The 13682-nt window shown below is 74.6% G+C and carries 15 protein-coding genes; 3 read left to right on the forward strand and 12 right to left on the reverse strand.

Features of this window, described 5'->3' with window-relative positions:
- Positions 1–61: 61 nt before the first annotated feature.
- From ACIPLC_RS14180 to ACIPLC_RS14230, 11 genes are all read right to left on the reverse strand, one after another.
- A complete protein-coding gene (locus ACIPLC_RS14180) occupies positions 62–532 on the reverse strand; it encodes a TadE/TadG family type IV pilus assembly protein (protein WP_400473236.1) in 471 nt (156 codons plus the stop codon).
- Positions 529–945 (reverse strand): TadE/TadG family type IV pilus assembly protein, encoded by a 417-nt coding sequence (locus tag ACIPLC_RS14185; RefSeq protein ID WP_400473237.1) that lies wholly within the window; start codon positions 943–945, stop codon positions 529–531. Before ACIPLC_RS14185 ends, ACIPLC_RS14180 begins: the two co-directional genes overlap by 4 nt.
- A complete protein-coding gene (locus tag ACIPLC_RS14190; protein ID WP_400473238.1) occupies positions 942–1229 on the reverse strand; it encodes a hypothetical protein in 288 nt (95 codons plus the stop codon). Before ACIPLC_RS14190 ends, ACIPLC_RS14185 begins: the two co-directional genes overlap by 4 nt.
- A 51-nt stretch (positions 1230–1280) precedes the next feature.
- Complete coding sequence (locus ACIPLC_RS14195) at positions 1281–2159, reverse strand: hypothetical protein (RefSeq protein WP_400473239.1); 879 nt, start codon at positions 2157–2159, stop codon at positions 1281–1283.
- On the reverse strand, positions 2156–3118 hold the full coding sequence (locus ACIPLC_RS14200) for a type II secretion system F family protein (RefSeq protein WP_400473240.1): 963 nt from the start codon (positions 3116–3118) through the stop codon (positions 2156–2158). Before ACIPLC_RS14200 ends, ACIPLC_RS14195 begins: the two co-directional genes overlap by 4 nt.
- Positions 3115–4794: an ATPase, T2SS/T4P/T4SS family gene (locus ACIPLC_RS14205; RefSeq protein ID WP_400473241.1), complete on the reverse strand. Its 1680-nt coding sequence runs from the start codon at positions 4792–4794 to the stop codon at positions 3115–3117. Before ACIPLC_RS14205 ends, ACIPLC_RS14200 begins: the two co-directional genes overlap by 4 nt.
- Positions 4784–6106 (reverse strand): hypothetical protein, encoded by a 1323-nt coding sequence (locus ACIPLC_RS14210; RefSeq protein WP_400473242.1) that lies wholly within the window; start codon positions 6104–6106, stop codon positions 4784–4786. The genes ACIPLC_RS14205 and ACIPLC_RS14210 overlap by 11 nt, the downstream gene beginning before the upstream one ends.
- Positions 6106–6909 carry an SAF domain-containing protein gene (locus ACIPLC_RS14215; RefSeq protein WP_400473243.1) on the reverse strand — a complete coding sequence of 268 codons (804 nt, stop codon included), beginning with the start codon at positions 6907–6909 and terminating at the stop codon, positions 6106–6108. The genes ACIPLC_RS14210 and ACIPLC_RS14215 overlap by 1 nt, the downstream gene beginning before the upstream one ends.
- Positions 6910–7170: 261 nt before the next feature.
- On the reverse strand, positions 7171–8115 hold the full coding sequence (locus ACIPLC_RS14220; protein WP_400473244.1) for a hypothetical protein: 945 nt from the start codon (positions 8113–8115) through the stop codon (positions 7171–7173).
- Positions 8109–8681 carry a hypothetical protein gene (locus ACIPLC_RS14225; RefSeq protein ID WP_400473245.1) on the reverse strand — a complete coding sequence of 191 codons (573 nt, stop codon included), beginning with the start codon at positions 8679–8681 and terminating at the stop codon, positions 8109–8111. Before ACIPLC_RS14225 ends, ACIPLC_RS14220 begins: the two co-directional genes overlap by 7 nt.
- Before the next feature lie 187 nt (positions 8682–8868).
- The gene (locus ACIPLC_RS14230; protein ID WP_400473246.1) at positions 8869–9723 is read right to left on the reverse strand and encodes a hypothetical protein; all 855 of its coding nucleotides are present in this window, start codon (positions 9721–9723) and stop codon (positions 8869–8871) included.
- A gap of 202 nt (positions 9724–9925) precedes the next feature.
- Here ACIPLC_RS14230 and ACIPLC_RS14235 point away from each other — a divergent pair, with 202 nt between their 5' ends.
- The 3 genes from ACIPLC_RS14235 (at position 9926) to ACIPLC_RS14245 (ending at position 12619) form a co-directional block, all read left to right on the forward strand.
- Entirely contained in the window at positions 9926–10369 is a 444-nt protein-coding gene (locus tag ACIPLC_RS14235; RefSeq protein ID WP_400473247.1) for a pyridoxamine 5'-phosphate oxidase family protein, read from the forward strand.
- Positions 10370–10590: 221 nt separating this feature from the next.
- Complete coding sequence (locus ACIPLC_RS14240; RefSeq protein ID WP_363579191.1) at positions 10591–11043, forward strand: MaoC family dehydratase; 453 nt, start codon at positions 10591–10593, stop codon at positions 11041–11043.
- 391 nt (positions 11044–11434) lie between these two features.
- Positions 11435–12619: an MBL fold metallo-hydrolase gene (locus ACIPLC_RS14245; RefSeq protein WP_400473383.1), complete on the forward strand. Its 1185-nt coding sequence runs from the start codon at positions 11435–11437 to the stop codon at positions 12617–12619.
- 69 nt (positions 12620–12688) lie between these two features.
- On the opposite strand, the gene ACIPLC_RS14250 is transcribed toward ACIPLC_RS14245, so the two are convergent.
- Positions 12689–13654 (reverse strand): DUF389 domain-containing protein, encoded by a 966-nt coding sequence (locus ACIPLC_RS14250; protein ID WP_400473248.1) that lies wholly within the window; start codon positions 13652–13654, stop codon positions 12689–12691.
- Between the last annotated feature and the right edge of the window lie 28 nt (positions 13655–13682).

Here is a 13682-nt window from a genome sequence, read left to right on the forward strand (position 1 = left end):
GCGCGGGCCGTCCCCAATCCCCCGCTGCGGCCCGGGTCCGGCCGGGTGCCGGGCCGGGCCGTCATGTGCCCCGGTAGCGGTCCACCACGGAGGTGAACTCGCCGACGAGGTGCTTCGTCACGGGTACGCCGGACGGCCCGCCGAGCAGGTCCGCCAGTTCGACGTCACACACCACGGTGACCTTGACGGTCGTGACGGCGCCGCCGGGCAGGTCGAGCCGGCCGGGCACGACCTGGACGTCCCCGTTGCGGCAGGACACGCCCTGCTGGCGCAGCGTCGCGAAGGCCGAGTCCCTGCCCGGCTGCGTCATCCCGTCGACGCTGCGCTGCAACGAGGCGGTACGGGCGCCGGCCCGAGCGGCGGCCTCGACCGTACCGGCCGTGGTCTGCACCCGACCCGCGGCGATGGCCACCAGGACCAGCCCGACCACGGGCGGCACGACGATCGCCGCCTCGATGGCGACCCCGCCGCCGTCGCCCCGCCGGACCGGCCACCACCGGGGTCGGCGCGCGGCCCGGGTCCGCCGTCTCACGGCCCCACCGCCACCGGCGGGACGAAGTGCTCGCGCGGCGCCTCGGCGAACTGCGTGAGGGCGGGCGCCGACAGCCCGGGTATCAGCAGCGGCGGGCGCACCGCCACCGTGACCCGGACCACTTCGGGCGTGCTGCCGTCGGTCGTCACCGTGTACGAGTGCACGCCCTGCCGGTCGAGGAAGTCCCTGGCCTGTCGGCGCGCCGCCTCGTTCTTCACCTCGTCCGTCGCGTTGCCCTGGATCCGGCCGGCGTCCACGCCCTCGCGGGCGGCGGTGAGCGCGAGCTGGCGGTCGTACCACAGCAGCGCGGCCTGGACGACGAGCATCAGGAGCACCAGGACGACCGGGAAGACGATGGCGAGGCTCACGCTCATCGACCCCCGGTCGCCGCGGCGGCGAGGTCGGTACGTCACTTGGTGGCGCCTCCCGCGCCCGCACCCGGCATGTTCGGGTCCTGCTCGACCTTCTGCACGACCTTGTCCTTCAGCAGGTACAGCGCGGTCGCGACGGCACCCGCGACGAAGACCAACGCGATGATGGCGAGGGCGAGTTCGATGCTGATCGCGCCGCGGTCGCCGCGCGCGCGGGCGGCGCGCAGCCGGCCGAGCCGCAGGGTGAACAGCAGCAGGGCGAACTGCACGGGCAGCAGGGCGGGCCGGATCAGCCGGCCTGCCAGGTGGGCGAGTCGGACGGTCATTCGGGTCTCCCGGGGAAGTGTGGTGTGGTGTCAGATGCTCTGTGAGGAGGTTTAGTTGAGCATCTGGTGAAGCGCTGGGAAGACGATCAGGACGGTCATCAGCAGGGTGAGAGCGGCCCCGGGCGCGACCATCCGTTCGCTGTCGGCGTTGGCACGGGCGAGGTCCTCGGCGAGCAGTTCGCCGCGCAGGCCCTTGGCGCGCGCCCGCAGGGTGTCGTACACGGCGGCGCCATCGGTGCCGGACAGCCGCATGATGTCGGCCACGTCCTGTAGCGGGATGATCCCCAACTCCTCGGCCAGCGCGTCGAGTCCGGCCCAGGGCGGGAGCCGGTCGGTGGCGGCGCGGTCGAGGGCGTCGCGGATGCGCCGGAACACGGTGCCGCGCCCGACCGCGGCGGCGCGGCGCAGCGCCTCGGCGGGCCCGCAGTCGGCGGCCCGTTCCAGGGCGACGAGTTCGAGGTAGGCGGCGATGCCGTGCAGGTACTCGGTGCGCGCCTCCTTGGCCTCGCCGCGCACGATGGCGTCGGGGACGAACCAGAGCAGGCCGGCCAGCAGCGGCCCGGCCAGCAGCGGCAGGGCGAAGGGCAGGCCGATGTCCATCAGCACGGCCATCGCGCCCAGGTAGGCGGGCAGCAGCAGGCCGATCGCGGCGAACAGCAGCTTGTGCACCATGAACCGGGCCGGGGCGCGGCCGATCAGGGCGAGTTCGCGGTGCGGGACGGACACCCCGCGCAGGCCGATCGAGCGCTCGCCGATCCGGTCGTACCAGCGCGGCCGCTCGTCCGGGTCCGCGGCCCGTTCGGCGGGGGTGGGGTGCAACCGGTCCAGGGCCTGGCGCAGGTCGGGCGGCGCGGGCCGCAGTTCGGCGATCAGCAGGGCGACGCCGCCGGCCGCGACGGCCCCGGCCAGCACGGACCAGGGGGAGATCACCGGACCTCCCCGAGGTGCTGGAGGGCCTCGTCCTCGCGCACCGGGGCACGGCGCCCGGCCTTGCCGCGCCGGTCGGGCGCCAGCAGCCGGGGCACCGGCGGGTGCGAGGCGAGGGCGCGCATCCAGGCGATGATCGCGACGAACAGGGCGGCGACGACGGCGAGCACGATCTGGCCGAGCAGCGAGCCGTACGGCCGGGTGTACTCGGTGTTGAAGGAGCCGACCGTGACGACCAGCACGATGATGCCGACCAGCCAGCGGATGGTGGTGCGGTGCTTGGCCCGGTCGGCCTCGATGGCGCGGCGCTGGCGGACCTCCTCGCGCACCGAGTCGGCCATGTCGGACAGCGCCCGGGCCAGGCCGGGGCCGCTGTCGCCGGACCGCAGCACGAGCGCGGCGAGCACCTTGTCGGCGGTGGCGTCGGCGAGGCTGTCGGCGAAGGCCTGGAGTGCCTCCTCGGGCCGCCAGCGGGCCTGGAGCCGGGCCGCCAGTTCGCCGATCTCCTCCTCCAGGGCGGCGGGGGCGGTGCGGCGGCTGGTGACGATGGCCTGGTTGAGGCCGACGCCGAGCAGCAGCACGTCGGCGATGCGCTGGGTCCACTCGGACAGCGCCTCCAGGCGTTCGATCCGGCGGGTGTCCGGGCGGGTGGTGTCGAACAGCCAGGGCAGGCCGAACACGGCCAGCGGCACCAGCAGCGCGGCCAGCGGAATGCCGGTGAACAGCCAGGCGAGCGGGGCGCCGGCGAGCGCGAGCGGCAGCTGGATCCGGCGCAGCCGCGCGACCCGGGCCGAGGCGGCGCCGGGTGCGCCGTACCAGAAGACGTGGGCGCGGCCGGCCAGCGGGTTGTCCCGCTCCGGGGTCTCGTCCTCGTCCGCTGGCTCGCTGCCGCGGGCCCAGGCCACCAGGGCGACCAGGCCGCCCGCGACGGCCAGCCCGCACAGGGCGAACAGCAGCATCATCGCGCGCCACCGCCGATCCGCAGTTGCAGCGGGCCGGCCCAGCCGCCGAAGCGGGAGCCGAGCAGGGCGGCGTCGAAGCCGGCCCGGCGCAGGTCGTCCAGGCACTGCGGCGGGGTGTGCGGGACGGCCCGCGGCTCGCCGAGGTCCACCCGGGGGCCGAACACGGTGTTCAGCGCGGGTCGGCCGCTCTCGCCGAGGCCGGTGACCTCCAGGACGTGGGAGACGAAGCGGTGCCGACGGCCGCCGACGGCGGTCTCGTCGACCATGGTGACGTGCACGATGAGGTCCAGGGCGTTGGCGGTGAGCCGGTAGGCGAGCGAGTCGGTCATGTGCGAGCCGTACTCCAGGCAGAGTTCGGCGATGCGGTCGACGACCATGTGCGGGCCGCGGGCGTGCAAGGTGCACATCGAGCCGCCCTCTCCGTTGGTCATGACCCGCAGCATCGGGACGACCTCGCCGGATCGGACCTCGCCGACGATGATCCGGGACAGCGTCATCCGCAGCGCCGCCGGGATGAGGTCGCCGATCGTCAACTCGCCAGCCAGGCGGCCTTCGACGCGTTCGCCGTTGCCCTCGCGGGCCTCCATCGGGACGACCTGGCGCAGGTGGCCGAGAGTGTGCAGCCACAGTTCGAACTCCGACTCCAGGGTGCCGATCCGCTCGTCCGGCGGGATCTCGGCGGCCATCGCGCGCAGCAGGCTGGTCTTGCCGACGCCCTGGGTGCCGGTGATCATCACGTTCTTCCGGGCCCGGATCGCGGCGGCCAGGAAGGCGGCCAAGGTGCTGTCCAGGGTGCCGAGTTCGACCATCTCCGGCAGCGTCGCCGAGGCCACCCGGTGGCGCCGGATCGCCACGTACGGGCGGGGCGTCACCTCGGTGAGCGCCTGGAGGCGCATGCCACCCTCCAGGCGCAGCGCGAGGGTCGGGCTGGCGGTGGACAGGCTGCGCTCGCCGCCGCCGTGCTGGCGGGCCAAGTCCTGGAGCAGTTCGACGAGTTCGGCGTCACTGTCGGCCACCGGCGGGACCTGGCGCAGGGGTTGGTGTACCCGGGAGACCCAGACGTCGTCACAGCCGTTGATCAGGATGTTCTCGATCTCCGGGTCGTCCAGGTAGGGCTGGAGGCGCCCGGCCCGGAACAGCAGGTCGAAGACGGCCTCGGCGAGCGCGCGGTCCTGCTCCCGGGTGGGCGGGATGCCGTGGGTCTGCGCGTAGGCGTCGGACCAGCGGGCGACTGCCTCCTCGATCAGCGCGCGGCCGCGCTGGCGGCGGGTGGCGCGGTCCGGCTCGGCGCCCGAGGTGGCGGTCAACCGGGTGATCTGCTGGTGCAGTTCGGCCGCGACCTGGCGCTTCAGCTCTCGGGCCACCTGCGGGTCGACGGCCGGCCGGGTGGCGGCGCCGCGCAGGTCGAGCGAGGGCAGCTGGGACGGCACGGCGGTGGGCGTGGCCGCGCCGCCCGGCCGGGCGTACGGCGGCCCGGGCTGCGGGGCGACGGGGCCCGGCCGGTAGGCCTGGGGCGGCGCGGCCGTCGGCGCCTGGCCCGCGGTCTGGTGCGGGCCCTGCGTCGGACCCTGCGTCGGGACCTGGGCCGGGCTCTGGGCCGGGCTCTGGGCCGGGGTGGCCCAGGGCAGCGCGGCCGGGTCGGCCGTGGGGTGCTGGTGCAGGGGGCTACCGCGCACGGAGCACCTCCCCGGGGTTGTACGGCTGCGGGCCGTTCGGGTGGGTCTGATCGGGTGTCGCGGCGGGCTGCTGGAGCGGGTAGCGGCCGTCGTCCTCGGGCTCCGGGCGGACGTACGAGGGCGCCTGGTCGTAGGGGGCCCCGGCCTGCTGGTCGTACGGGGTGAACCCGGCCTGCCGGTCGTACGGGGCACCGGCCTGCCGGTCGTACCCGGCGTAGCCGGCCTGCGGCCCGTACGGCGGTTGCGGCTGCTGGGCGTGCCCCGGGAACGGGGCCGGTGCGGCCGGATGGGGGGCCAGCCCGGCCAGCGGCGCCACCGGGCCGGTGGTGATCACCGGCGCGACCGGCTGCGGCGGGGTGGGCGGGGCGTAGGAGGGCTGCTCCTCCTCCACGGGCCGGTACGCCGTCGGCGAGGGCGCCTGCGGGGTCGGCACCGGGGGCTGGGCGTGGGCCGCGGTCTGGGGCTGGGGCTGGCCCTCGGTCCGGGTCGCGGCGGTGAGCTGCGCCGGGATCGGCGCGGCGGTCGGCGCGAGCCGCTGTCGCCGCCGGCGGACCAGCAGTTGCACCTCGTCCGCCGCCGAACGCGCCGTCCGCATCAGCTCCGAGCGGATGAACCGCCGGTCGGTGATGTCGCCGCCGTCGGAGAGCACCCGGGCGGTGCGGGTGGCGTGCGGCAGCAGCCCCAGCACCGGCAGGCCGAACTCGCGCGACACCTCCGCCCCCGAGTACGGCCCCTCGGCGACCAGCAGCAGTCCGAGCGCGTCCGCCCCGGTGCCGGCCGTGGCGAGGTCCTCGGCGAGCACGGACAGCCGGGGCCGGGCCGAGCTCAGGCCGCGCAGCGTGGTGCGGACGGTCACCGCGACCACGTCCGCCCGGCGGGCCAGCACCGCGCTCACCCCGGTGGCGCCGGAGCGACCGAGGTCCACGATGACGTCGTAGCCCTGCGGTTCGAGGCCGTGCAGCAGGTCGGCGAGCGGCTCCCAGGTGTAGGCGAGGCCCGGGGCCTGGGTGGGGTCGGTCAGCCCGGGCAGCAGCAGCCGCTCGGCGGTGCCCTCGGGCGAGAGGTCGATCAGCTGCTCCCAGATGGTCTGGGCGAGCAGTCCACGCCGGTCGGCGACGGCCAGGTTGCGCAGCCCGTACACGGCGTCGACCCGGCCCTCCAGGGCACCCGCGAGCACCGCGCCGCCGTCCGGGTCGGCCTCCACCAGCAGGACCCGCCGCCCGGACTCCAGCGGCCAGGCCAGCAGCAGGGCCAGGGCCGCCGTGGTCGCGCCGGGCGCGCCCGGTCCGCCGGCCACCGCGATCACCGCCATCAGGCGCCACCCGCCCCGGCCGGGGGCACCGGGGCCGTGGCAGTGCCGGAGGCGGCCCCGGTCGGCGGGGCCGTCGGCGCGGCGCTGCCGCCGGTGCCCGCGCCGCCCGCCGCGGCGGCGCGGCCGGCCAGCAGGACCTGGATCCGGCCGCCAGCCACCCACTGCGCCAGCCGGGGGCCGTCCGCCGCGCCGACGGCCACGTCGATCACCTGGCTGCCGTCGGTGTCCACCCGGCCGACCGTGATGACCGTCGCGGGCATCGAGTCGGCCTTGCTGTTGTCCGGGGTGTAGACCACGACGATCTGCAACCCGGGCTGGAGCCGGCTGGCGGGCAGCTGACTGCGCTTGGCCGAGACGCCGACCACGATCTGGCCGGGCTGCACGGCCAGGGTCTGCGCGACGTCGCCCCTGGTGAGCATCGCGCCGCGCTTGAGGTCGGTGGCGGCCCGCATGCCGACCGCCTTGTCCCGTTCGGTGGCCGCCAGCGGCCGCAGCGCCGGGTCGCCGGCGATCCGGGCCACCACCAGGTCGTCGTCGGTGATCACCTGCCCCCACGGGATGTCCCGGGCCAGCGCCAGCACGGCGACCCGCTGGCCGGTGCTGTTGTAGAGCACCGCGCCGCCCAGGCCGCCGGCGGCGATCAGCGCGACGGCCATCGCCAGCACCGCCGGGCGCCGCCGCCGGGCCCGCAGCGTCCGGCCGGGGGCGTGCGGGGTGGCGCGTCCCTTGCCCTCGCCGCGGCCCGGGGCCTCGCCCGGCCCCTGCCCCTGTCCCTGCCCCTGGTCCGGGACCGCCACGGACACCGTGGCCCCTGCGGGTGTGCCGGATCCCGGCGTCGCGAATGTACGGTTCTCCACCGGGTTCCGCCCTTCCCTCGTGCTCGTTCCGGGTCGTCAGTGCTGGGTATTCGGTGCTCGGGTCGTCGGTGCTCAGGTACTCAGGTGCTCAGGTGCTCGGGTGGTCAGGTACTCGGGTGGTCAGTGCCCGGGGCGGGGCGCTCGGGGCGTCCGCGCCCGGGCCGCGGTGCCCGGGCCGCGCGGCGTCGGACGTCCGCCACCGCCGGGTCAGTTGAGGACCTGCACCTCGGCGACCTTGAGCGTGAACTTCGAGGACTGCGGCATCTTGACGTCGAAGGTCTTCGCGTTCGGCCCGGTGACCACGACCTCGCCCACCCAGTTCGCCGTCACCGTGCCGTCGAAGACGCCGCTCTTCTTGGTGCCCGAGCCCACGGCGAACTCGTAGCCGCAGTCCGGCGACTTGGCGGCGCCGTACTTGGGGTCGTACGGCGTCCCGGCCTTGTCGCAGGTCACGGAGACGCCGCTGTCGAAGGTCCAGGTCACGCCCCTCAGCACCGGCGTGACGGTGACGGAGGCCCCCGGGACGGACAGCGTCTTGAACGCCGGCGCCGCGACGCCGTCCAGCCAGAGCCAGACCGGCGCCTTCACCACCGCCGTGCCCTTGGGCGCGACGCCTGCGGTCGGCTTCGGGAAACGCATCTCGTGGGCGAAGCCGAAGCCGACGTCCACCAGGTTCAGCGCCGGCGGCCCGGCCGGCGAGGTGGCCTCGAACACGATCTCGGCGCCGTCCTGCCCACCGCCCGTCTGCGGGCAGACCTTCGAGTAGAGCGCGCCCTCGGACGGCTTGTGGCCCCGCCACTCCGAGGCACCCTCGGGGGGCGGGTTGTCCAGCGGGCGGAAGTAGCACCCGAAGTCGCTGTTGAACCAGCCGCGCTCCGGGTCGTGGCAGGGCCACTGCTGGTCGTGGTAGCTGCACAGCAGCGGCCCGTCGCCCGTACTGCCACCGCCGCCACCGCCGGGCTGCGACGGTCCGGGATTCGGTTTCTTGCCGCCGGAGTTGACCCCGGAACAGATCACGTCCGGGTAACATTGTTCGGCGCCTCCGCCCGGCGGTTCGTCCGCCGCCGCCGACACCGCCGAGGCCAACAGCAACCCGGCGGACAACGGCGCGAGGATCGCGAATCGCCGGGCCGGTTTACGCGTGTTCAACATGTCCGGTCCACCTCCCGCTTGAAGTCGTAGATCAGCCAACGTGCTTGGAACCAGCGCAGGGAAGCGGTCGCGACGTAGCGGTTCAGTCGGTCGCCCGGATCCTTCGCCACCTGGGTGACGGCGTCGACGCGGTGCCATCCCGATACGTCGACGCAGTCCTCGATCACGGCGGTCTGCGGATCGGCTTTCAGGTCAATGGCCTTGACCACCGCCGAATTGCGCGGCGTTCCGGTCATCACCAGTTTGGCGTCGCGAAGTTGGCGGAGACTGACCAGGGTGTCGGTAAGGGCCCGCCCGGAGGAGTACGTCTCCAGAGCGAATCCGTCCGAATCCGATCGCCCGAAAGCCTCGGACTGGGCCTGCCACCAGTCCTGATACGTCTTCAGGGCCAGCCGCCCCATCGCGCCCTCCGGCCCTTCCGTCGGCGCGATCGAGGCGTTTGCCGAACCACCCGAAGGAGGTACCGGATCCAATCCCGCAACGCTGGGCGCAGCCGTTCCGAGCCGATCGACGGAACCATCGGCACCGCCGCTCGCACACGCGCCGAGGAGCAACACCAGAACCACCCCACCGACCCCAACCGCCCCAGGGCGCAACACATTTCCGCGCTGCCGCATCGCCCCACCTCGTCGCGACCGACCGATCCATGATCCGTGGCCGCCGGAAGAATTCCGCCGTCCCGCAGGTGTTTCCGCTGGGGGTCGATTCTTCGCCAACCCACCCCATCACGGCAACACCTCAGGCCACCTGACCTTACGCGGAAGGCGGTTCCGTCGGGGCACTTTCCCGCCACAGAACGGCCAACAGTTCTTCGGAAAGCGACAATCCGGCCAATGCGCCCCGAACTGCGGCCCGATTGCGCATCAACAGGCGCCCGCCCTGCGGCGGAACGAGCAGGCGCGCGCCCGGCGCACCCGAACTACCCGACGCTTCGCCGCCGTCGAGCAGCGCCGCGACGGACGGCTGGAGATCCAACGGGGCGACGGCGGCCGGGGCACCCGGGACACCCTGCCGCAGCACGGTGGTCAGGGCGTGGCTGAACGATCCCTCACCACCCGGCAGTACGGCGTCCCGGCCGCGTCTGCCCGGGGTGTACCGGCCGACCCGGCCCCACAGCGGGACGCGCGGGTAGGCCAGCAGTTCACCCGCGCCCTCCTCGCCACCGCCGCGCTCCAGCGCCGCCCAGGTGTCCCGGTCGGCCACCGCGTCGACCAGCAGCAGGGCCTCCTCCTGGTCGCCGTGCACCATCGCGCTGACCACCCAGTCCCAGGCCAGACCGCGCCGGTAGGCGTTGTCGGCGGTGCTGCCGCCGGTCACCAGGGCGAGCCGCCGCCCGCGCGGATCGGCCGCCAACTGGCCGACCAGGCAGACCACCAGCCACCGGCCCGGGTGCTGGGCGGCCTCCCGGACGGCGGTGAGCATCGCGTTGGCATCCGCGTCCGGCGCCACCTCGGTGACCCGGCAGCCGGCCGCGCCGACGTCGAAGCACATCCCGGGCAGCACCCGCGCGAGCAGCCGGGCGCCGTCCGGCGCCAGCGCCGAGCCCCCGAAGCCCCGATCGGGCCCGCCGTCCGCCCCGATCACCACCAGGTCGACCCCGCCCGCCATCCGCACGCCCCCTCCCATGCCGGCCCCGGCGCACCCGGGGCCGCCCGCCGCGCCCACCGCTGCCGTGGTGCACAGGGGCGCGTACCGTACCGCCGCCGGGCAGGCTACCGCTCCGGGCGGCCGCCGACGGGGCTCCCGGCCCGTCCGCTCAGGGACCATGGGCCCTATCGACACGCGCGCCGACCGGAGGACGATCGGACGCATGGAGCGTGAGGACCGTGTGGAGACCCTGAGCGAGGCCGAGTGCCTGCGGCTGCTCAGCACCGTGCCCGTCGGGCGCGTGGTGTACACCGAGCACGCGCTGCCGGCCGTGCTGCCGGTCTCCTTCGAGGTCCTGGACGGACGGTTGGTGCTCGCCGTGCGCCGGGGAAGTGCCACCGCGCGCGGGCTTGACGGCACGGTGGTGGCCTTTCAGGCGGACCTGCTGGACCCGGTCACCCGGACCGGCTGGAGCGTGCTGGTCCACGGCCGGGCCGACGCGGTGCGCGAGCCCGAGCAGGTGCGGCGGGTGCTGCGCTCCGGCCTGCGGCCGTGGGTGGGGGACCCTGAGCCGCTGTTCGTCGCGCTGGTGCCGGAACTGGTCAGCGGCCGACGGCTGTTCCCGACCGGGCAGGACGCGCTGGGGCGCGGGGCGCTGCGCTCCTGAACACCCGACAGGCCTGAACGTCTCCGTCCCTGGACGCCCTGCACCCTTGAACGTCCGTACCTCTGGACGCCTGCGGACCTCTGGACGCCTGCGGACCTCTGGACGCCTGCGGACCGCCCCTCCAGTTCCGCGCCCCCTTGTTCCCGGTTCCGCACCGCTGACAGATACCGGCGGGTAGGCATACGCTTCCGGCGTCCTGACCCCTCCCCCAGGAGCGCACCGTGACGAGCTTCGCCTCCCTCGCCGACCTGACCGCCGCCGTCGGCACCGAACTGGGCACCAGCGAGTGGCACACCATCGGGCAGCGGCAGATCGACCTGTTCGCCGAGGCGACCGGCGACCACCAGTGGATCCATGTGGACCCGGAGCGGGCCAAGGAGAGCCAGTTCGGCTCGACCATCGCGCACGGCTACCTGACCCAGTCGATGATCCCGGTGCTGGCGAAGGAGTGCTACGGCGTCGAGGGCGTGCGGATGGCGCTGAACTACGGCTCGGAGAAGGTGCGCTTCCCGGCACCGGTGCCGGTGGGCACGGCGATCCGGGCCACCGCCGAACTGCTCTCGGCCACCGAGGTGCCGGGCGGGGTCCAGGCGGTGGTGCGGTTCACGATCACCAGCGCGGAGAGCGCCAAGCCGCACTGCGTCGCGGAGACGATCACCCGCTTCTACGCGTAGCGGCACCGGGCGGGGGCCCGGGGCACGCGCGGCGGGGCGGTGGGCGCGGCGGCAGGCGGCAGGCGGCAGGCGGCAGGCGGCAGGCGGCAGCGGCGGGGTACGCCGATTGGCCCGCACGGGGCCGCTCACCAGGTCCGGACGGCCCACGGCGAGTAATCTCCGACGAGATGGTTGTCGTATCGCAGCGGCCTCACCAGTCGCCCGGATACGCGCCCCGGCACGCCCGGTAGCCGTGACCGTCCTTGGAGGAGCCTTGCCCCGCCCCGCCCCCTGGTTCTCCCGCCTCGCCGGTCTGTCCTCGCAGTTCATCACCCCACCGACCACCAGCCCGACCACCAGCCCGACCACCGGCCCGGCCGTCGGCGCGACCGCGCACCGCACCGGGCCGGTCCTGGCGCGACTGCCCCGCGCGGCCTGGCACCTGGTCCGGGCCGAGGCCTTCGGGGCCGAACCCCGGGGCGAGCGGCTGGCCCGGATCCACCGCTCCCCGCAGTTCGCCGACGGCGCCTTCCGCAACCCGCTGCCCACCCGCCGCCTGGTCTACGAGCGCAGCCCGCTGGAGATCACCCGCGCCCAGCTGAGCGGGGACAAGACCCGCCGGGCGCCGGCCGCCGCCGTACCGGTGCACCGGCTGCTCCCGGTCGACCTCGCCCTGCCGCCGGACTCCGGACTGCGGCTCACCTGGCTCGGCCACGCCACCGTGCTCGCCGAGATCGGCGGGCGGCGGCTCCTGATCGACCCGGTGTGGGGCGAGCGCTGCTCGCCGTTCGCCTGGACGGGGCCCAAGCGGCTGCACCCGATGCCGCTGCCGCTGTCCGAACTCGGGCCGGTGGACGTGGTGGTGGTCTCCCACGACCACTACGACCACCTCGACATGGCCACCATCCGCACGCTGATCGGAACGGACGCGGTGTTCGCCGTCCCGCTCGGCGTCGGCGCGCACCTGGAGCGCTGGGGGGTGCCGGGCCGACGGATCGTCGAACTCGACTGGTGGGAGTCGGCCGAGGTCGCCGGGCTCACCCTCACCGCCACGCCGGCCCGGCACTACTGCAGCCGCGGCCCGCGCACCAGCGCGCTGTTCCTCTGGGCGTCGTGGGTGGTGGCCGGCGGCGGGCACCGGATCTTCCACAGCGGGGACACCGGCTACTTCCCGGGCTTCGCCGAGATCGGCCGCCGGCTCGGGCCGTTCGACGCGACGATGATGCAGGTCGGCGCGTACAGCGACTTCTGGCCCGAGGTGCACATGACGCCCGAGGAGGGCGTCCGGGCCCACCTGGACCTCGGCGGCGACCTGCTCATGCCGATCCACTGGTGCACCTTCAACCTGGCGACGCACCCCTGGGAGGAGCCCGCCGAACGGGTGGTCACGGCCTCCCAGGCGCTCGGCGCCCGGCTGGCGGTACCCCGGCCCGGCAAGCCCTTCGAACCGGTCGACCCGCCCGCGCTGCGACTGTGGTGGCGCGCGGTCGCGGCCACGCCGCGCGGCATCGAGCCGCTGGTCCGGGACCGGGGCGCGGTGCCGGCCCGGGAGCGGGTGACGGACTTCAGCGAACAGATTTCAAAATCTGTTCGCTGAAATCTGTTATCTGTTATCTGTTCGCTGTTATCTGTTCGCCGTCGGCTGTGCGCCGTCAGCCGTTCGCCGTCACGTGTTCGCCACCGGCCGTCGGCCTTCCTCCCCCGTCCGCCGGCGGCGGATCAGCGCCCAGGCCCGCTGCTGCACCAGCAGCGTCAGCACCCCGGCCAGCACGATCCCCAGCAGGTTCAGCAGCAACTGCACGCTGGAGCCCCAGAACTGCCGGAAGTCCCCGTACCCGAGCGCGACGGTCGCGTTGGCGGCGGCGGGCACCGTGGTCACCGAGATCGCCACCCCGACGAGCATCCCGGCCTTCGAGGAGGTCAGCGAGAGCAGGCCCGCGATGCCCGCCAGGAAGGCGACCACGAAGGACGTCGCGTCGGGCTGCCAGATGAACGAGGTGTTCGGCCGCGCGGCGTCGAACTCGGCCTCGCTGAACAGCCCGAGCCCGTCCATCAGCAGCGAGAACCCGACGGTCAGCGCCATCGCCACCGCGAAGCCGGTGACCAGCGCGTTCAGCGACCGCAGCGCCGGGCGCAGCCGCCGCTGGACCAGCGCCACGCACAGCCCGGCCAGCGGCCCGAACTCCGGCCCGACCGCCATCGCGCCGACGACCAGGATCGCGCTGTCCAGCACCGCGCCGCACGCGGCCAGCATGGTCGCCACGGTGAGGAAGGCCAGGAACACCCAGGTGAGGGTGGACTCCTCGTGCGTGATCTCGGAGACCGACTCCCACACCAGCGCGTCGGCCCCCTCCCCCGGGGCCAGCCGCTCGGCCTCGTCGGCGGCCGCCGAGAGGGTCAGCTCGATGTCGGAGACGTTGATCGCCCCGCGCTCGGGCAGGCCGGCCCCGCGCAGCGCCCCCAGGACCTCGTCCGCCGACTCGCGGGCGACGTCGCAGAGCACCACGTCCCCCGCGGGCCGTACGGCCGCGCCCGGCAGCACCACGACGTGCGTCACCCCGACCACGGCGTCCAGGCTGCCGAGCACGGGCTCCCGTAGGTCGGGCGGGACGATCAGGCGAAGGTGCAGCACGAGCACTCCGGTGGGACGGGCGGACGGA

This window comes from Kitasatospora sp. NPDC086801 (assembly GCF_044745805.1).
In the GTDB taxonomy this organism is placed as follows: Bacteria; Actinomycetota; Actinomycetes; order Streptomycetales; family Streptomycetaceae; genus Kitasatospora.